This window comes from Nocardia araoensis NBRC 100135 (genome assembly GCF_000308435.1).
Taxonomy (GTDB): Bacteria; Actinomycetota; Actinomycetes; order Mycobacteriales; family Mycobacteriaceae; genus Nocardia; species Nocardia araoensis.
Map to the genome: position 1 here is coordinate 1 of NZ_BAFR01000008.1, position 18,694 is coordinate 18,694.

Annotated in this window: 16 protein-coding genes and 1 riboswitch; of the genes, 8 read left to right on the forward strand and 8 right to left on the reverse strand. The window is 69.9% G+C overall.

Annotated elements, in window-relative coordinates:
* Positions 1-1,579 (reverse strand): amino acid adenylation domain-containing protein (locus ON21_RS01765; protein WP_157170684.1); only part of this gene is annotated, 1,579 nt, incomplete at its 3' end.
* Between the two features lie 550 nt (positions 1,580-2,129).
* Positions 2,130-2,243, forward strand: a riboswitch (SAM riboswitch).
* A 47-nt stretch (positions 2,244-2,290) separates the two neighbouring features.
* On the opposite strand from ON21_RS01765, the gene ON21_RS01770 reads away from it, so the two are divergent.
* Positions 2,291-3,610 (forward strand): aminotransferase class V-fold PLP-dependent enzyme, encoded by a 1,320-nt coding sequence (locus ON21_RS01770; RefSeq protein WP_039794618.1) that lies wholly within the window; start codon positions 2,291-2,293, stop codon positions 3,608-3,610.
* A 96-nt stretch (positions 3,611-3,706) separates the two neighbouring features.
* Here ON21_RS01770 and ON21_RS01775 read toward each other — a convergent pair whose 3' ends face one another.
* From ON21_RS01775 to ON21_RS01785, 3 genes are all read right to left on the reverse strand, one after another.
* Positions 3,707-4,258, reverse strand: coding sequence for a flavin reductase family protein (locus ON21_RS01775; protein WP_039794619.1), 552 nt, complete (start codon positions 4,256-4,258; stop codon positions 3,707-3,709).
* A gap of 143 nt (positions 4,259-4,401) precedes the next feature.
* A complete protein-coding gene (locus ON21_RS01780; RefSeq protein ID WP_039794620.1) occupies positions 4,402-4,878 on the reverse strand; it encodes a YbaK/EbsC family protein in 477 nt (158 codons plus the stop codon).
* A gap of 54 nt (positions 4,879-4,932) precedes the next feature.
* Complete coding sequence (locus ON21_RS01785) at positions 4,933-5,253, reverse strand: 2-oxo-4-hydroxy-4-carboxy-5-ureidoimidazoline decarboxylase (protein WP_039794628.1); 321 nt, start codon at positions 5,251-5,253, stop codon at positions 4,933-4,935.
* 182 nt (positions 5,254-5,435) lie between these two features.
* Here ON21_RS01785 and ON21_RS01790 point away from each other — a divergent pair, with 182 nt between their 5' ends.
* Complete coding sequence (locus ON21_RS01790; protein WP_039794621.1) at positions 5,436-6,257, forward strand: crotonase/enoyl-CoA hydratase family protein; 822 nt, start codon at positions 5,436-5,438, stop codon at positions 6,255-6,257.
* Between the two features lie 186 nt (positions 6,258-6,443).
* A complete protein-coding gene (locus tag ON21_RS01795) occupies positions 6,444-6,686 on the forward strand; it encodes a hypothetical protein (RefSeq protein ID WP_039794622.1) in 243 nt (80 codons plus the stop codon).
* A 125-nt stretch (positions 6,687-6,811) separates the two neighbouring features.
* Here the strand turns inward: ON21_RS01795 and ON21_RS01800 are convergent, their stop codons facing one another.
* Positions 6,812-7,303, reverse strand: coding sequence for an inorganic diphosphatase (locus tag ON21_RS01800; RefSeq protein WP_039794623.1), 492 nt, complete (start codon positions 7,301-7,303; stop codon positions 6,812-6,814).
* Between the two features lie 195 nt (positions 7,304-7,498).
* Here ON21_RS01800 and dacB point away from each other — a divergent pair, with 195 nt between their 5' ends.
* The 4 genes from dacB to hpt all read left to right on the forward strand — a co-directional run bounded on the left by dacB (position 7,499) and on the right by hpt (position 11,831).
* Positions 7,499-8,959 (forward strand): D-alanyl-D-alanine carboxypeptidase/D-alanyl-D-alanine endopeptidase, encoded by a 1,461-nt coding sequence (dacB, locus tag ON21_RS01805; RefSeq protein WP_373281094.1) that lies wholly within the window; start codon positions 7,499-7,501, stop codon positions 8,957-8,959.
* A 13-nt stretch (positions 8,960-8,972) separates the two neighbouring features.
* On the forward strand, positions 8,973-10,082 hold the full coding sequence (locus tag ON21_RS01810; protein WP_083880355.1) for an Rv3626c family coenzyme F420 biosynthesis-associated protein: 1,110 nt from the start codon (positions 8,973-8,975) through the stop codon (positions 10,080-10,082).
* A 65-nt stretch (positions 10,083-10,147) separates the two neighbouring features.
* Positions 10,148-11,275, forward strand: coding sequence for a tRNA lysidine(34) synthetase TilS (tilS, locus tag ON21_RS01815; protein WP_083880350.1), 1,128 nt, complete (start codon positions 10,148-10,150; stop codon positions 11,273-11,275).
* Position 11,276: 1 nt separating this feature from the next.
* The gene (gene hpt, locus ON21_RS01820) at positions 11,277-11,831 is read left to right on the forward strand and encodes a hypoxanthine phosphoribosyltransferase (protein ID WP_039794624.1); all 555 of its coding nucleotides are present in this window, start codon (positions 11,277-11,279) and stop codon (positions 11,829-11,831) included.
* A 4-nt stretch (positions 11,832-11,835) separates the two neighbouring features.
* Here the strand turns inward: hpt and ON21_RS01825 are convergent, their stop codons facing one another.
* From ON21_RS01825 to ON21_RS01835, 3 genes are read right to left on the reverse strand one after another with little or no spacing between them, the layout of a single operon-like run.
* Positions 11,836-12,552 (reverse strand): cyclase family protein, encoded by a 717-nt coding sequence (locus tag ON21_RS01825; RefSeq protein WP_039794625.1) that lies wholly within the window; start codon positions 12,550-12,552, stop codon positions 11,836-11,838.
* Positions 12,549-15,374, reverse strand: coding sequence for a protein kinase domain-containing protein (locus tag ON21_RS35565; RefSeq protein WP_051020177.1), 2,826 nt, complete (start codon positions 15,372-15,374; stop codon positions 12,549-12,551). The genes ON21_RS01825 and ON21_RS35565 overlap by 4 nt, the downstream gene beginning before the upstream one ends.
* Positions 15,371-17,923, reverse strand: coding sequence for a serine/threonine-protein kinase (locus ON21_RS01835; protein WP_083880353.1), 2,553 nt, complete (start codon positions 17,921-17,923; stop codon positions 15,371-15,373). Before ON21_RS01835 ends, ON21_RS35565 begins: the two co-directional genes overlap by 4 nt.
* Positions 17,924-18,101: 178 nt before the next feature.
* On the opposite strand from ON21_RS01835, the gene ON21_RS01840 reads away from it, so the two are divergent.
* The coding region (locus ON21_RS01840; protein WP_039794626.1) for an amidase family protein at positions 18,102-18,694 on the forward strand (593 nt) is incomplete at its 3' end.

An 18,694-nucleotide genomic window follows, 5' to 3' on the forward strand; every position in this document is an offset into this window, starting at 1 on the left:
CCCACAGGCCGGCGACCCACAGGGCCGTGCCGGTCAGCTCGTTGTCGTCGTCGTCCTCGGCGGCGTTGGGCAGCGGCCAGGGCAGTGCGTCGCGGTCGACCTTGCCGGAAGTGCGGGTGGGCAGCTCGTCTACCACCGCGAGCCGGGGCACCAGCGGCGCAGGCAGCTGTCCGGCGAGAATGGCGCGCGCGGCCTTGGCATCGAAGTCCGGTCCGGGCCCGGTCAGATAGCCGACCAGAAGCTTGTTGCCCGCCTTGGTGGTACGAATGGCCGTCGCGGCGCCGGTGACTCCCGGCAGGTGTTGCAGAGCGTTATCGATCTCGCCGAGTTCGATGCGCCGTCCGCCCAGCTTGATCTGATCGTCGGCGCGGCCGAGGAACACCAGACCGGCGCTGTCGTTGCGCACCAGGTCGCCGCTGCGGTACGCGCGCTCCCAGCCGACGGAGGGCAGCGGCGCGTACTTCTCGGCGTCCTTGACCGGGTCGAGATAGCGGGCGAGTCCGACGCCTCCGATCACCAGTTCACCGGATTCCCCTTCGGCCACCGGGTTACCCGCCGCATCGACGACGACCAGATCCCAGCCATTGAGCGGCAATCCGATTCGGATCGGCCACTGACCGTCCAATCGCGCGGCGCACGCGACGACCGTGGCTTCGGTGGGGCCGTAGGTGTTCCACACCTCGCGCGCGATGTCACCGTTCCCGGCGAGACGCTCGGCGAGTTCCGGTGGCACGGCCTCGCCGCCGAAGATGAGCAGGCGCACCGCCTCCAGCGCCTCGACCGGCCAGGTCGCCGCCAGTGTCGGGACGGTCGAGACCACGGTGATCTGCCGCCGCACCAGCCAGGGACCGAGATCCGCCCCGGTGCGCACCAGCTCGCGCGGGGCGGGCACCAGGCAGGCGCCGTTGCGCCAGGCCAGCCACATCTCCTCGCAGGACGCGTCGAAGGCGACCGACAGACCGGCGAGCACCCGGTCCCCGGGACCGATCGGGGCGTCCGGGAGGAACAGGTCCGCTTCGGCGTCGACGAAGGCGGCCGCGTTGCGGTGGGTGACGGCAACGCCTTTCGGCGTTCCGGTGGAGCCTGAGGTGAAGATGATCCAGGCGTCGTCGCCGGGCGTGGGCAGGGTGGACCAGGTTTCCTCGCGCTGCCGCTCCGCCGCGCGGATGCCCGCGGCGGTGGTCTCGATGCCTTCCGCGGTCACGATCGCGGTGACCTGCGCCTCCCCGAAGACCAGGTGGGCGCGCTCATCCGGATCGTCGGCGTCGACCGGCACATAGGCGGCGCCGGAGTACAGGACGGCGAGGATGGTCACGTAGAGGCCGCGGGTGCCCGAGGGGATGCGCACGCCGACCCGGTCGCCCGGCCGCACACCAGCGGTGGCCAGACGCGCCATGGTCTTCTCGATCTCGACGACCAGCTCCAGGTAGGACAGCACCACTTGGCCGTCATCGATGGCGGGTGCGTCGGGATGGGCGAGCGCCGTCGCGGTCAGGATGTCGACCAGCGTCCTGGCTTCCGGTGCGCGGTCACCGCGCGACAACGGGCCCGCGGGCGCGTCGACGTCTGTCTCGAGCATGGTGCTCTGCGCACCTCCCATCGACCTGCCTCACACTTTCGACGTTGTTGTGCCATAACTGGGTTACCAAAGGGCAAACGCCGCGATGGCCAGTTGTCCACGGTACCCGGGGTTGTCGTCGTCCGTTGTTCACCTGACCGGGCGGCGGAGCGACCGGCGCCGCGCGCGTTGTTGCAGGTGGGATCGATATTCGCCGCTCCGATACGGCATTCGCAGGTCGACGGTGCATCGCCCGGTTCGCCGGGAGATCGCCGGCCCGGGGATGTGATTCCGCTCATCCGAATCGTGTGAACTCCGCGACGGGCGGGCACGGGGCGAGTCCGGGCTCCCGGCCCCTCGGGGAGAAGTCTCGGCAGCCGACACGGCTCTCCCGAGGGTGATCGGGGGCTGGAGGGTAGGAACTCGAGAACCGCCGGACCAGCGGCTCGCGTGCTGTCGTGGGGGTGCTTGTAAAGGCGCACGCGTGGTGGTTATCTCCACGCGGTGCTCGTGGGGACTCGGGGTCGAACGTGGTTGACAGCGCCGGGGCGCTTCTGCCACCCTCGGGTCAGGTCATGAGTGCCAGCGCGAAGCCCCGGCTTGCTGGCCGGCAACCCTCCTCCGCGGTGGGGTGCTCCGGGTGACGACCCGGCCGCCGCCCGACCGGGCGCGGCAAGCGCGGACTCGACGAATCATTCGATTGCGAGTCCCTTAGCCGACGGGATTCACGTGATGACTACGACTGTCGACAGCACCTGTGCCGCTCTCGCCCGGGTCTCCGGCGACGAACTGCGCGTGCCGCTGGTGCAAGGCGGAACGGCCACCTACGCCAACTTCGACTACGCGGCTAGCGCGCCGGCATTGACGCAGGTCACCGACCGAGTGCAGCAGTTGCTGCCGTACTACGCGAGCGTGCACCGCGGCGCGGGCTACGCCTCCCGGATCTCCACCGAGTGCTACGAGGCCGCCCGCGGGTCGGTCTCCAGGTTCCTCGATGCCGCCGACGACCAGGTGGTGGTGTTCACCCGCAACACCACCGACTCGCTGAACCTGCTCGCGTCCTGCGTCCCCGGCGACACCGTGGTGCTCGACATCGAGCACCATGCCAACTTCCTGCCCTGGACCAGGCAGGGCAGACGCGTCGTGCAGGCGGCCGACACGGTCGAGGAGACCATCGGCAGGCTGGTCGCCGAACTGTGCAGCAAGCCCGCCGCGCTGCTCGCGGTGACGGGCGCGTCGAACGTGACCGGCGAGGTGCTTCCGCTGGAGCGGCTGGCCACCGTCGCGCACCAGTGCGGCGCCCGGATACTGGTCGACGCGGCCCAGTTGGCCCCGCACCGGCGAATCAGCCTGCGCGCCAGCGGAATCGACTATCTCGCCTTCTCCGGGCACAAGCTCTACGCGCCGTTCGGCGCGGGTGTGCTGGTGGGCAGGCGGGATTGGCTCGACGCGGCCCGGCCCTACCTGGCCGGCGGTGGCGCGGTGCGTGAGGTGAGTGCCGACGGGGCCGAGTGGGCGCCCGCTCCGCAGCGGCACGAAGCAGGGTCGCCGAACGTGCTCGGCGCCGCCGCGCTGGCCGCCGCCTGTGACGCGCTCTGTGCCATCGACGCCGAAACCCTTGCCGCACACGAGCATCGGCTCGCCGACCGCCTGCGCGACGGCTTGGCCGCGATTCCCGGCGTCCGTCTGTTGCGCATCTGGACCGACAGCCCCGACTCCGTCGGCATCGTCGCCTTCACCCTGGACGATTTCGCCCCCGGCCAGGTCGCCGCCTATCTCTCCGCCGAACACGGCATCGGCGTGCGCGACGGACGCTTCTGCGCCCACCCGCTGCTCACCCGCCTCGGCTTGGACGGCGCGCTGCGCGCGAGCATCGGCTTGGGCACCACCGCCACCGATGTGGACCGCCTGGTCGATGCGATCGCCACCCTGGTGGCGACGGGCCCCACCTGGGACTACGCCGCCGAGAACGGCGTATGGAACCCCACCCCGGAAACCCGCCCCTTCACCTCCACCGCACCCACCGGCGCGGCCCCCTGCCTCGTGGGCTGAAACCACGCTCATTCCGACGGCCGGAGCGGCCGGCCCGTGCGCTCGACGCCGAGTCGGTGGTGCAGGTGCGGCCGAGGGTGGAGGAGCGGAACCGGGTCAGTCGCCGAGGGCGGTCGGCCGGTAGTAGCGCCCGTTGTAGTACAGCAGCGGTGCGGCGGAGGGCTTCTCGTCGGTGTTGTCGTGGACCCGGGTGACCAATCCGACGACGAGGGTGTGGTCGCCGATGGGGATCAATTGGTGCACGGTGGCGCGCAGCCAGATGGGGGTGCCGTGCAGGACCGGTTCGCCGGTGTCGAGGGTGGTCCACAGGGATCGGTCGGTGAAGCGCTCGTCCGCGGTCCGCGAGAACCGGTGCGCCAGGTGCTGCTGGTGTTCGCCGAGGAAGTGGATGACGACGGACTCGGCGTCCAGCAGGCCGGACAGGCTGGAGGAGGTGTGCGCGATGTTGAACGACACCAGCGGCGGGTCCAGCGACAGCGAGGCGAAGGAAGTCGCGGTGAAGCCGACCGGCCCCTGCGGCGAATGCAGCGTGACGACGGTGACGCCGGCCGGATAGTGGCGCATGGACGCGCGATACTGCTCCGCGGTGATGCCGCTCAGATCATCCGGAACCTGGAGTTCCGTCTCGGGCCGTGGTGCGTCGGTCACATCACGAAACTACGCCCGGTCTTCGGGCTCATGGCGGTGGCATTCGTCGCACGACGGTGGAACGCGATCCGGTTGTCGAGCCTGGCGGCCGCCGTCGATCTCGAGGCGTGCGCTCACGCGGCGTCCGGCACGGTCTCGCGGCGTCAGTCGACGTCGATCGGAAGGCCCGCGGTGATCCGCAGCAACTCCGGGAACGAGGTACGGAAGATGGTGTTCGGATGCCCGCCCGCCGCCCACAACTCGCGATGGTGGCCCAGCGCGTTGTCCACCCAGGTGGGCAGGTTGGTCGGGTGGCCGACCGGCGCGACACCGCCGATGGGCTGACCGGTCACCTCGCGCACCATGTCGGCGGGGGCGCGGGTCAGCGTCCCTTCCAGGCGCGCGCCGGTCTTCGCCAGATCGACCTGGTGCGCCCCGGAGACCAGCAGCAAGACCGGGTCGTCGTCGAGCAGGAACACGAGTGACTTCGTGATCGCCCCCACGTCGACGCCGAGCGCCCGCGCGGCGTCGGCGGCCGTATGGGTCGGCTCCGACCGAGCGACGATGAGCCCGTGATGGCCTCGGGAGATGAGGGTGTCCGCGACCCGGCAGGCGACCGGTGGCAATGACGACCTGCGCATCCAACCAGGGTAGAGCGATTGCGGGCCGGACGCCGGGGAAGTCGCGCTGTCGGCTCAGTATTCCGGGTAACCCTCGGCCGGGCCGAGCATTCCGGCGATCCGCGCGCGGGTGATCCGCGCGAGTTCGGTCATGTCGCGCGCCGAGATGGGCTCGTGCGCAACCCCTTCGAAGGCGCGGTCGACGTCCCGCTGGGACAGCGCCAGCAATTCGACGTCGGCCTTGCTCAGCAACGCGTCCCGATCGGGGTAGGGGCGGGCGTCGGCGAGTGTCGCCGCCCACGTCACGTTGCAGCAGCACTCGTACAGCGCGTGCACCGCGCGGCCGCGGGGCATCTCGTTGAAGCGGTCCAGACCGATCCCGCGATGCATCAGCATGATGTCCTCCGAAGCCGGTGAATGAGGTTTGCTGACCTGCTCATGATCCGCTGTTCTGCCAGCCGGGAACCAGTAGACCATTCCGATTTTGCACAGGGTTTACACGCGGCGAGGTTTTCTTTCCGAGTCGCGCAACACCGGGTCGGGACACGGGCGCCACTTTGTCTCGATACGCTGTACAAATGACAGATTGGCAGGCTTTCACCGTCGAAACCAAGGATCACGTCGCGCAGGTGACGTTGATCGGCCCCGGTAAGGGCAACGCGATGGGTCCCGACTTCTGGCGTGAGCTGCCGGAAGTGTTCCAGGCGCTGGACGCCGATCCGGAGGTGCGCGCGATCGTGCTGACCGGCTCCGGCAAGCACTTCTCCTACGGTCTGGACCTGCCCGCGATGAGCGGCACGTTCGGCCCGTTGCTGGCCGATCGCGCGCTGGCCGCCCCTCGCACCGGCTTCCTTGTCGACGTGCGCAAGATGCAGGCCGCGATCACGGCCGTGGCGGACTGCCGCAAGCCGGTGATCGCGGCCGTGTCCGGCTGGTGCATCGGCGGTGGGCTGGATCTCATCTCGGCGGCCGACATCCGCTACGCCAGCGCGGAGGCAAAGTTCAGTCTGCGAGAGGCGAAGGTCGCGATCGTCGCCGACGTGGGCTCGCTGCAACGGCTTCCCGGCATCATCGGTGAGGGCCACCTGCGCGAACTCGCCTACACCGCCAAGGACATCGACGCCGCACGCGCGGAGAAGATCGGCCTGGTCAACGACGTCTTCCCGGACCAAGAGGCGGCGCTGGACGCCGCGCACGCCACCGCGCGCGAGATCGCCGCGAACCCGCCGCTGGTGGTGCAGGGCGTCAAAGACGTGCTGGAGCAGCGGCGCAAGGACGAGATCGCCGCAGGCCTGCGCTACGTCTCCGCGTGGAATGCCGCCTTCCTGCCGTCGGAGGACCTCGCCGAGGCGGTCAAGGCAGTCTTCGAGAAGCGCCCGCCCGAATTCCGCGGTCAGTGACGCCCGCGGCGCACTCGTACCCGGGCGAGTGCGCCGTCCGCGGGACCCAAGGGTGGGTATCGAGGGTGGGCAAGGTGATTCGCCTCAGGGTTGCGTTGCCCTCACCCTAGGGGTGGCTGTGCGGGGCTGCGATCGCCCATATCGTTTGAGGCGTCAAAAATTTCATCTCGCATTCAGGAGCAAGAGATGCGTATCAAGTCCTTCTTCGCCGCTGGTCTGCTGGCCACCGCTGCCGTCGCCGGGGTGTCGACGGCCGCTTCGGCCTCGGCCGCACCGGTTTACCAGGAGGTCGCCTACGGCGGCACCTACATCGGCACCTACGCCACGCTGAGCGCGTGCCGGGCCGACGGCGAGTCGCCGAGCACCGGCGGCTACTACTGGGAGTGCATCGAGACCTGGGGCGGCTACGACCTGTACATCTACTACTGAGCCACCTGTCACAGAGAAGGGGCATCCGGATTCCGGGTGTCCCTTTTCGCCTTTCGTGACCCTGGACGGCGAAGCGGGGAGTCCGTGCGCACCGGACTCCCCGCTTTCGTTGTGCCAGAAGGGCTTCAGTGGCCGCCCTGGTCCTTCAGCCGCTGGAAGGAGGCCTCCACCTCGGCCTCGGCCTCGGCTCGCCCGACCCACTCCGAGCCCTTGACGAACTTGCCGGGCTCGAGGTCCTTGTAGCGCTCGAAGAAGTGCTTGATCGCGGCAAGCTCGAACTCCGGGACGTCTTTCAGATCCTGGATGTGGTCCCAGCGCGGATCGCCCGCGGGCACGCACAGGATCTTGTCGTCGCCGCCCGCCTCGTCGGTCATCTTGTACATGGCCACCGGCCTGGCCTCCACGATCACGCCGGGGAACACCGAATCGGGCAGCAGGACCAGCGCGTCCAGCGGGTCGCCGTCCTCGCCGAGGGTGTTCTCGATGTAGCCGTAATCGGCGGGATAGACCATGGACGTGTACAGGAACCGGTCGAGCCGGACCCGGCCGGTCTCGTGGTCGACCTCGTACTTGTTCCGGGAACCCTTGGGGATCTCGATCGTGACGTCGAACTCCACGCCATCTCCTTTTGCATCGGTGCCGAGCTGTGCGACTCGGCTTCTTTTCGGCGACTGCCGACTCGGCCGCTGCGGAGTGCGCCGACTCGCCAGGTTGTTCGGGGGAACGGTTGCGCAACGAGGATAGTGTGGTCGTCGGGGACATGGGTGCGGCAGGCGGCTGCTGCGGGAATCGGTCAGGAGAGCGGCGGCGACGTGTTTGGTGGCAACGAGAACATCGGTGGGCTGGCTGCCCGGCGGCGTCGCAACAGATGGCTGTTGATCTCGACGGTGCTGGTCGTGCTGGTCGTCGCCACCGCGGTGGCGCTGCTGGCGGTGCGGCCGTGGACCGACGAGTTCCGGCACGGCGGCCTGACCATCGCCGCACCGCCCGCGCCGGTCGAGCCGTCTGCGCAGGTCGGCCCGGCCCGGTCCACCAATTCGGCGCCGAGTCCCGCCGGGGTCGCCGCCGCGCTGGCGCCGGTGATCACCAATCCGGACCTCGGCGCGTTCGCGGGCCAGGTGACCGACGCCGACAGCGGGACGGTGCTGTGGAGCGGCGACGCGAACCGGCCGATGATCCCCTCGTCCACCGCGAAGATCCTGACCACCGCGGCCGCCCTGCTCACGCTGCCCGCCGAGCACCGGGTGACCACGAAGGTGGTCGCCGGGGCGGCGCCGAACGAACTGGTGCTGGTCGGCGGCGGCGATCCGACGCTCACCGCGCAGCCGGACGGCAAAGGGTACTACCCCAACGGACCGCGGCTGTCCGACCTGGTCACCCAGATCAAATCCGCGGGCCGGGCGGTGGACACCATCGTCGTCGATCTCTCCGCCTACACCGGCCCGACCATGGCGCAAGGGTGGGACCCGGTCGACATCCCCGAGGGTTCCATCGCCCCGATCGAGCCGGTGATGATCGACGGCGGCCGGTTGCAACCGCTCGTCGAGTACTCGCCGCGCACCGCGACTCCCGCACTGGACGCGGGACGGCGGCTGGCCACCGAACTGGGGCTCGACCCGGCGCGGGTACGGGCGGGCGCCGCTCCCGCGGGCGCGGCCGAGGTCGCCTCCGTGCGTTCGGCGCCGCTGCGCGACCGGCTGCGCGACATGATGGTCCACTCCGACAACGTGCTCGCCGAGGCGATCGGACGGGAGCTCGCGACGGCCACCGGCGGCGATGCCTCTTTCACCGGCGGGGTCACCGCGGTGCGGACGGCGCTGAGCAAGGCCGGTTTCGATCTGTCCGGCCTGGATATGCACGACAGCAGCGGGCTTTCGGTGGACGACCGGATTCCCGCGCGATTGCTCGACCGGGTCGTGGCGACCGCGGCCGAGCCCACCGCCGCCACGGCGGTGCAACCGGCGGGAACCAAAGCGAAGCCCGAGAACGACCGGGTGGCGGCCACCTTGGCGCCGATGCTCGACGCCCTGCCGGTCGCAGGCGCCACGGGCTCGCTGACCAGCCGCTACGTCACCCGGGATCGTCAGGCCGCGGGCTGGGTGCGAGCCAAGACCGGAACTCTGTCGGTCTCCAGCGCGTTGGTCGGATATGTGCTGGACGCCGATGGGCGGGTGCTGACCTTCGCTCTGATGTCGAACGATCGACCGCCGGAGGTGAGCAGGCCCGCGTTGGACGCGATCGCAGGCACGCTGCGAAATTGTGGATGCTCGTGACGGGTGGTTGATCATGACCCAGCAAGGTTCCGAGGCAGCCGAATTCGGCTCCGCGGACACGGTCGAGCGGCGAAAGCTCCGCTCGGGCCTGTCCGGCGTGGTCGATTGGCGCCTGGCCGCGCGGACCGGCTCCGCCTTGGTGCCGTCGGGTCCGCGTACCTCGCGCTATTCGGCCGAGCAGGTGGTCGCCGAGCTCGCCGATGCGTCCGTGCGGGCCGAGGCGCCGGTGCGCGAGGTCAGTGAATTGCTGGACGACCGGCCGGTCCCGGCGGCCAGGATCGTCGACCGGCCGGGGTGGATCTCGGCCGCCGCCGACTCGATGGCCCAGCTCACCGGGGCCGATGCGTCGCAGGCCGACCGCAAATTCCTGGCGGGCAAACCCGCCGGGGTGCAGGCAGGCGCCATGCTCGCCTTCCTGTCCACCGCCATTCTCGGTCAATACGACCCGTTCACGGGCGCGGACGGCACCCTGCTGCTGGTCGCGCCGAACATCGTGGCGGTCGAGCGGGCGCTCGGGGTGTCGCCGAGCGATTTCCGGCTGTGGGTGTGCCTGCACGAGGTGACCCACCGGGTGCAGTTCTCCTCCGCGCCCTGGCTCGGCGACTACATGCGCGCGAACGTCGAGGTCCTCGGCGAGGTCGGTGACGAGCCGATGAGCGAGATGCTCTCGCGGCTGGTCGAAGAGCTGCGCGACCGCCGTCGCGGGACCGCCCCCGACGATCCGGCCGCACGCGGCGTGGTCGGCCTGCTGCGCGCCACCCAGGCTCCGCCGCAGCGCGCGGCGCTGGACCGGCTGCTGATGCTCGGCACCCTGCTGGAGGGACACGCCGATCACGTCATGGACGCGGTCGGCCCCGCGGTCGTCCCGTCCGTCGAGCAGATCCGCACCGCGTTCGACCAGCGGCGCAGGCGTCCGACCAACCCGGTGCAGCGCCTCCTGCGCGCCCTGCTCGGCGTGGACGCGAAGGTCGCCCAGTACGTGCGCGGCAAGAAGTTCGTCGACGAGGTGGTCGCCACCGTCGGGATGACACGGTTCAACACGGTGTGGACCGAAGCCGACACGCTGCCGCGCACCGACGAGATCGAGCATCCGCAGCGCTGGATCGAGCGAGTGCTGGCCTGAGCGGGCACGCCGGTTTCCGGCTCGACGGCGACTCGCCGAGCGCCGTCGGCCGGTAGGCTGCGCCCATGGGGCGTGCGCCAGGAACGACACCCGGGCGCTTCGGGTCCGAGAGCGGGACATCCGGATCCGGGCGGCCGTCCGCCGCCCGGCGATTGCCCGAGACCGCTGCCGTGCTGGCCGTCCGCAGGGCGGTCCGGGATTGGCTGAGCAGATTCGGGCCGCGCGAGACCGAGGAGCAGGCGGTCGCGGTGGCGTTGTCCGGCGGCGCGGATTCGCTGGCCCTCACCGCGGCGGCGGTGGTCGAGACCAGCGCGGTCGATGCCCTGGTGGTGGATCATTGCCTGCAACCGGGTTCCGGCGCCGTCGCCGCCGAGGCTGCGGCGCAGGCACTCGCCCTCGGCTGCCGGTCCGCGCGCGTGCTCGCGGTCGAGGTCGGTACCGAGGGCGGATTGGAAGCCGCCGCGCGCCGGGCGCGCTACGCCGCGCTGGACTCCGCGCGCCGAGGCCTTCCGGTGCTGCTCGGGCACACCCTCGACGACCAGGCCGAAACGGTGCTGCTCGGGCTCGCGCGTGGCTCGGGCGGGCGCTCGATCCAAGGAATGTCCGCCTGCGCCGAGCCGTGGGGTCGGCCGTTGCTCGGCGTGCGCCGGGAAACCACCCGGCGGGTATGCGCCGATCTGGGCGTGACGCCGCACGACGACCCACACAACACGGCCCCGGAGTTCACCAGGGTGCGGCTGCGCACCGAGGCGTTGCCGCTGTTGGAGCAGATCCTCGGCGGCGGGGTGGCCCCGGCGCTGGCGCGTACGGCCGAGCAACTGCGGGAGGACGGGGCGGTTCTGGACGCGCTCGCCGCCGAGCTGCGGCACACCGCCGGTGATGGGCAGGCGCTGGTGATCGAGACCCTCGCCACTGCGCCGGCGGCTCTGCGTAAACGGGCAATCCGGGCATGGCTGCTAGAGGGGGGTGCGAAAGCCCTGACCACCAAGCATTTACAGGCAGTCGACGAACTGGTTACGGCTTGGCGCGGGCAGGGCGGCGTGGCGGTCGGCGGTGGAAGGGCGGGTAGCAGGTTGGTCGCCGGGCGCGAACATGGCAGGCTGACACTGCGGCAGGCTGAGGATGGCATCGGACCGATGACGAAGACCGAACCGGCCGAACGGGCTCATCACCACGGAAGGGAACCCAGCTGACGTGTACGGGGATGACATCGCGTCTGTGCTGATCACCGCGGAACAGATCGCGGCCAAGACCCAGGAGCTGGCCGAACTCATCGCGAAGCGGTATCCCCCCGACGCTCCCGAGGGCGATCTGCTGCTGGTGGGCGTGCTCAAGGGCGCGATCTTCTTCATGACCGACCTGGCCAAGGCCCTGCCCATCCCGACCCAGATGGAGTTCATGGCCGTCTCGTCCTACGGGTCGTCGACCTCGTCCTCGGGCGTGGTGCGCATCATGAAGGACCTGGACAAGGACATCGCGGGGCGCAATGTCCTGATCGTCGAGGACATCATCGACTCCGGGCTCACGTTGTCGTGGCTCAAGCGCAACCTGTCCACCCGCAACCCGGCTTCGCTCGAGGTGGTCACGCTGCTACGCAAGCCCGACGCGCTACGCACGCCCGTGGAGGTCGCGCACGTCGGCTTCGACATCCCGAACGAATTCGTCGTCGGCTACGGCCTCGACTACGCGGAGCGCTACCGCGACCTGCCCTACATCGGCACCCTCAACCCCAAGGTCTACGGCGGCTGAGAGGTCAGCCGGGCAAGATGCCGAAAATCGTTGCCGGTGACCCGGAGCCGCCGCGATAGAGTGGTCCGCCCACCAGCAGCCACGCCCCGGTCGCGGGCAGCGCGGCCAGGTTCGCCAAGCATTCCAAGCTGATCCGGTGCTCGCCGTAGAGCAGCTTCGACACCGCGTAGGTCTCGTCGGTCCCCACGTCGGGCCCGAATGTGTCGATGCCGAGCGCGCCACGGCGGCCGAGCCTGCCGCTGCGCAGCAGCCATTCCACCGTCCGCACCGCGAAGCCCGGTTGCCTGCCCGCTGATTCGCCCGTGCCGACGAACTCCGGCGTGCCCCACTTGCTGTCCCACCCGGTCCAGGCGACGACCGCCGCGCCGTCCGGGATGCGGCCGTGTTCGGCCTCCCACCGCTGCAGATCCTCGATGGTGATCGCGTAGTCGCGATCGTTCGCGCAGCGCTGCCGGAGATCGATCTTCACCGCGGGCAGCAGCAGATCGTCGAGGTCGAGTTCGTCGGCGGCGAGCCCGTCCGCGCGGAAATGAATCGGCGCGCCCCAATGCGTTCCGGTGTGCTCGCCCTGCTGGATGTAGCGCAGGAGGTAGCCGTCGTTCGCGATCGTGGCCACGATGTCGGTGCGGAATTCCGGATCCTCCGGGTACAGCGGCGTGGTGACCGGATCGTGGACGTGCGACAGGTTCACCAGCCGCCCCAGCGGACGCGGTGCGGTCATCGCGTCCGCTGAGGAATCGCCCTGGCCAGAGCGAGCAGATCCGCTTCCAGGAGCCGGAACAGTCGGTAGGTCAGCACGAATGCCAGGATGCCACCCACGCTCAGCACGCGCACCGGAACGATCACCAGCTCCAGGTCGTCGGCCTCGACGAAGGTCGCGCTCGCCACGCCCAGCAGCGGAACCGACGCGGCCACACCGAGGTAGAAACTGCCGCGCCTGGCCAGCGCGCGGAGCTGGCGTTCGTCGTCGGGGCCGATGCCGCCGCGCACCAGCAGCTGTGGATAGATCGCCCGCACCGAATAGACCATGATCGGGAAGAACGGATAGGCCAGCGCGATCGCCGCGCACACCACCTGCGCGGCGAAGAAGTGCAAGAAGGTGCCGCGCGGCAGGTCGACACCGGAGAAGGCCAGCCCCAGCGGCCAGATGATGCCGGCGACCAGCCAGAAGCCGAAAGGTATCCACACCGCCCAGTCGCCCATCAACAAGGTGTCGCGGCGCGCTTTCGCGAGCGTGCGCGCCGAGTACCCGTCGCCATGGCCGAGACGGTAGGAGATGGCGAGCGGCCGCCGGGTCATGAACAACAGCAGCAGGGCGGCGACCGGGAACGCCACGAGGTTGTTGATCAATCCGACCGCCGCGAACTTCTCCTGGTCCGCGGTCGACATCCGGTCGATGATCAGGGTCTGGTTCAGCTGGATGTTGTAGAAGCTGGCCAGCACGTTCGGCACGCCGACGCACAGCGCCGCGACCGGGAGCAGCCACCCGCGGGCGCGATGCGCGAGGCTGCCGTGCGGGGGATCGACCAGGTCACGCGCGCGGGAATCGAGGCACAGATCGAGTTGTCCCGCGAGTTCGGCGCCGCCGCGCCAGCGCCGCTTCGGGTTCTCGTGCAGGCAGTCCAGCAGCACGCGGCGCAGCGCGGCGGGGGTGTCGTCCGGCAGGCGGGCGAGCGCGGCGTCCGAGACGCCGCCGCGGCGCACCGCGAGCATCCGCTCATAGGTCTCGGCGTCGGGACCGCTCCGATCCAGTGGCGGATCGTCGAAGGGAGTTGCGCCCGTGAGCATTTCCCACAGGAGCACGCCGAGGGAGTAGACGTCGCTCGCGTCGCTGGGGGCGGGCGCGTCGGGGTCGAGGTAGCGGGTCAGCTGCTCCGGGGAGCGGTAGACCAGTGCGTCGGCCGCGCCGGGACCGTGCGGCGCGGTGCGGCCCCCTACCTCACCGAGGGTGAAGTCGGCGAGCTTCGGGATGCCCTCCGCGGTGAACAGCACGTTCGCCGGCTTGATGTCGTGATGCAGCACGCCGTGGTGTGCGGCGTAGTCCAGCGCGTCGGCCAGCCGCCTGCCCACCCACGCCACGGTCTCCGGCCAGGTCAGCCGCGCGATCTCGGCGCGAACGCTGGAATCCGACGGCCGGATCTCGCCCTTGGCCTCCATGGCGTTGTCCACCGCGCGCAGCAGCAGAGCGCCGCCGTCGGTCACGGGGCCGCGACGGCGTTGCGCGAGCAGGTCGACCGCCGTGCCGCCCGGAAGGTATTGCATGTAGACCAGACGCGGGAAGGCGGCCGTCCTGGATTCCGGCGCGACGGGCAGGGCCGCGGATGCGGTGTCGTCCGGCGGGGCAGCGATGGTCGCGTCCGGATCGATCGATCGCTCGGTCACCGCGTCCGGACAAGCCAGAATCGCGGGGCTGTCGCGCGGTTGGGCCGATCGTCCGGAATCGGGAATCGGGCCATGGCGTTGGCGGACCGGAGCGGACCTGTCCGGCTCGCCGACCACGGTCTCGTCATCGATGTCTTCCGGTGCGGCGGTCGCACCGCCCGCGGTGGACGGGTGCGTGACGGTCGACGGTGGCCATTCGGAGCCGCGCGGTTCGAGAACGGTCTCGTCGTCGTGGTCGGCCGTTCGGGTCGGCGGTGCCGCGATGGTTTCGTCGTCGTGGTCGGCCGTTCGGGTCGGCGGTGCCGCGATGGTTTCGTCGTCGTGGTCGGCCGTTCGGGTCGGCGGTGCGCCGATGGTTTCGTCGTCGCCGGGGCGGCTCGTCCGGCCGGGTGGGGCGGTGGCGTCGAGGTCGAACAGTTCGCCCGCCGTGGTGCCGAGATCCGGGTGTGGCGTCGCGACGGTCGCGCTCGCTGCGGTGTGGCGGCCGTTCGCGGGGGGACCGGCGACGGTCAGCGCCTGTGCGGCGTCGGCACTGAGCACTCGCTGGTCGAAGACCCGCACGATGTGGGCGTGATCGAGCTGGGCCATCGTGTGCGCCGCGCCCGCCCGGCCCGCCGAGAACCGGACGGCGACCAGTCGTTGCATCGACCGCTGCCTGGCCAGGAACACCCGGCCCAGCAGCCCGGCGCCCAGGTCGGTCAGCAGGTCGAAGTCATCGATCCGCAGGCCCGGCGCGAGGTCTGCGAGCGCGGCGACGGCTTCGGCCGACTCGGCGTCCGAGCCGGCGGCGTCGGCGGCGAAATCGGCGAGGTGCTCGCGGACCGCGCCCGCGCGGTCCGGATATTCGGCGAGGAAGTCCTCCAGCGGCAGCGGTCCGCGCCTGCGACGCGCCAGAAACTCCTCGCACAGTAGATCGACCAGCTCCGGGCTGGTTTCCACATCGGGGAATTCCGCGCGATAGTCGGCGACCCGTTTACCGAGCCCTTCGCGCTGCCAGCGCCGCCGTAGATCCACCCGGATCAGATCGACGAGTACGCCCAAGCGGACCTGCGTGCCGTCGGGCACATAGTCGCTGATCTGTGGCGGTATCCGGTCGCTGTGAAGACTGCGCTGCCAGTCGGCGGAGAAGCGGGCGACAGCGTCGGTGCGGGGCAAGCTCACGTGCTGGTCTCCGGGGCGGTAGTCGCGGTCGCTCGGGCGGTTCGGCCCTCGGTGGTCTCCGGTTGCGCCGATTCCGGATCGACCACCCGCTCCAGCGCCCGCAGATCCGCTTCCAGCGCACGGAAGAGCAGATAGGTGCCCACGAACGCGATTATGCCGCCCACACACAGCAGCCGGACCGCGACGATGACCAACGGGATATCGGATGGGGGCAGGAAGGTCACACCGGTGACCGCGAGCAGCGGCACCGAGGCCGCCACCGCGAGGTAGCCGTTGCAGCGCCGGTCGAGGCCACGCAGCCACACCGCGTCCTCAGGACTGATGTCTCCGTGTCTGAGGAACAGCGGGTAGATGCACCGCACCATATAGAAGGTCAGCAGGAAGAAGGGATAGGCGACCGCGATGGCGCCGCACACCACCAGCGATGAGAAGAAGTGCACCACGGCGCGTGGCGCGATGTCGCCCGTCGACACCTGGAGCGCCACCGGGAAGATCAGTCCGGCCAGCACCCAGAGCGAGAAGGCCACGGCCACGGCCCGGTCGCCCATCAGTAGCGCGTCGCGTCTGGCCCGCCGCAGGGTTCCCGGGTCGTATCGTCGACCTTTTCGCAGCCCACGTGGCACTGTCAGCACGTAGCGCGCCATGTACAGCACGAGCGCGATGCCGACCGGGAAGAAGATCGCGTTCACGACACCGGTGATGACGAGAAACTTCTGCTGGGCATCCTCGGCCATCCGGCTGATGATCAGCTGCTCGTTGTGCTGGATGTTGTACAGCGAGGCGAGCACGTTCGGCAGCGCCATCGCCACCAGCGCCACCGGCACGATGTGGGGGCGCAGCCGCCGCCGCCAGCTGTTCGGCGCCGGGTCGACCAACTCCCGCGCCCGTGCGTCCAGGCACATCTCCAGCTGCCTGGCCAGGATCGCGCCGCTGGACCAGCGGTCGGATCGCTCGGGAGCCAGACATGCCAGCAGGATGCGGCGCAACGCGGCGGGACAGTCGGACGGAACGTTCGCCAGCGCGGCTTCGTCCACGCCGCTGCTGCGCCGCTCCAGCATGGCCTCCAGCGTGGTGTCATCGCTTTGGTCGCCCGCGTTCGCCGTCCGGTCGTCGAACGGCTTCATGCCGGTGAGCAGCTCCCACAGCACCACGCCGAGCGAATAGATGTCGGCGCGGGTGTCCAGCTCGGCGGCGGTGCGGTCGAAGCCGGGATGGCAGGCCTCCAACTGCTCCGGGGACATGTAGGCCAGCGACCCGCCGAAGTAGGCCACCGGGCTGGTGCCCTCGACGTTGCGGCTGAAGCTGATGTTGAAGTCCGCCAGTTTCGGCACGCCCTCGGCGGTGAGCAGGACGTTGGCCGGTTTGACGTCGCGGTGCAATACGCCGTGCGAGGAGGCGTAGTCCAGTGCCTCGGCCAGCCTGCGGCCGAGCCAGGCCACGGTCTCCGGCCAGCTCAGCGTCGCGAGTTCCGCGCGCACGCTGGAGTCGGTCGGCCGGATTTCGCCCTTTTCCTCCATGGCCGCGTCGACGGCGTCCAGCAGGAGCCGGCCGCTGCGTTCGGCGGGCGGGGTCGCGCGTACCCAGCGCAGCACGCCCAGCAGCGTGCCGCCGGGAAGGAACTGCATGTACAGCAGCCGCAGGCGGCGTGCGGCGCCCTCGTTGTCGTCGAGCAACCGCTGGTCGAACACTCGCACGATGTAGTCGTGGTCGAGCTGGGCCAGCGTCTGCGGCTCGGTGCCGTGGTCGCTGGAGATCTTCACCGCGACCAGCCGTTGCAGCGAACGCTGCCGCGCGAGGAACACCCGGGCGAACGCACCGCTGCCGAGGCCGGTCAGCAGATCGAAGTCATCGATCCGCTGACCGATCTCGATGCGGTCGAGCGGGTTGGCCCGACCCGGCCCGGTCCCGATCGTCGTGGGTACGGAGGTGGCCGTACCCGTCAGATCGGCGGCGGTCGTTCTGGTCACCTGAGAATCACGAACAGACCCGACGGTTCGGTTCAATGCGGTGTCGGCGAGAACGGAATCGCTGCGCGCGACGACGGTTCGGGTGGAATCCTCCGGGGTCGCACGGCGGGTGCTCTGGTCGATCTCGTCGACGTTCAACAACTCGCGTAATTCTTCGGCCTGACGTGGATACTCCCGCAGGCATTCGCGGGGATCGACACGCTCGCCGCTCTGGCGGCGGATGACGAACTCTTCGTACACCAGACCGGCCGGAACATCCTCGGCAGCGAGTTCGGGGAATTCGGCGCAATAATCCGCCAGACGCAGGCGCGCGGCCGGCACCGTTCCGGAGTTCGAGTTCTTCTCGCGGCGCAGCAGCCAGCGATGGCGTAGGTCGACGCGGATCAGTTCGAGCAACGCCTCACGACGCAAGGTGCTCGCATCGGGCAGGTATTCGGCGATCGCGGGCGGGCGCCGGGTGGCTTCCCACGCCGCGGAGAACGCCGCGACGGCCTCCGATTCGGCACGCGACAGGCCGCTATTCCTCGGCCGGGTGGAAACACCCGAGTCGGGATCGGAACGTCTCTCAGAGTTCGCACTCATGCTCGGACCTAGTGGCTCGGCGGACGCCGCGGAATCCGCACCGGTTGTTGTCCGATGTGCCGAAAATTTCCGCCACACCCGACATCATCATCCCCCGCGCCGTATTCCAAATGATAACTTGCGGCTCGACAGTGGATCACCCGATTTCGACAACGACGCGACGGGGGATGACCAGCACATGTCCGACGAGGCCGCAATCATGGCGGATGGCTCGATCTCAGCGGGAAGCGCCGCCGAAAACACCACTATTCCGAATGCCGAGACCGGCGAACCGATGCTCGCCCGACCGCTGGGAGCCGCCGCGCGGCCGGACAGCGCCGCGGAAGCCGAGATCGCGCTCGAACGCGGCCCGGCCGCGACGATCGCGGCATGCGTGCGAGACGGCCTGCTTCATCCCGGCCAAGTGGCGGCGGATGCCGGCACGCGAATCGCGGCGTCCGACCGGAAAACCGACGCTTTCAGCGTCCTGCCCGCCGAACAGGCGACGGCGGAGTCGGTCGGTTTGATGGAACGCGACGACCTCGACGTGCTGCCTCTGGCCGGTGTCCCGATCGTGGTCGAACACGGTGTTCCGATCGCGGGCGAGCCGATGCCGTGGGGGGCGGTGGCCGCCGCGGATCATCCGGTGGTGACCAGGCTGCGCGCCGCGGGTGCGGTGGTCGTCGGCCTGGTCGCGTCCCCGGAGCTGAGTCGATGGGTGACGAGTGATGGCGCCGAGCGTGTCGTCCGCAATCCGTGGAATCCCGCGCGCAACGCGGGAAGCGCGGCCGG